This is a genomic window from Pseudomonas sp. H26/SER47-MNA-CIBAN-0231 (assembly GCF_040310465.1).
Classification (GTDB): domain Bacteria; phylum Pseudomonadota; class Gammaproteobacteria; order Pseudomonadales; family Pseudomonadaceae; genus Aquipseudomonas; species Aquipseudomonas atacamensis.
On record NZ_JBEOPW010000159.1, the window covers coordinates 1 to 243 of the forward strand.

The following is a 243-nucleotide window of genomic DNA, read 5'->3' on the forward strand; positions in this document are numbered from 1 at the left end:
GGCCTTGAGCTTGGCCTCGTATTCCAGCTTGCCGCGCCCGGCAATATCCAGCCGGGCATCGATTTCCAGTCGCTGGAACTGCTCGATCAGCCAGCCGACGCCCTTGTTCTCCGAGAGTGTGCCGATGTACCCGAACCGCAGCGGATGGTTGCTGCGTTGCTTTGGATTGCTGTCCTGGCCAGGATTGGCCGGCGTGCAGTTATGCACCACATGGCGGCGGGCGTGGCTGAAGTAGCCTTGCGT

1 pseudogene is annotated in these 243 nt (G+C 62.1%); it reads right to left on the reverse strand.

From position 1 onward, the window contains the following. Positions 1–243: pseudogene (locus tag AAEZ10_RS27660) on the reverse strand (glycosyltransferase family 4 protein); the annotation flags it as partial.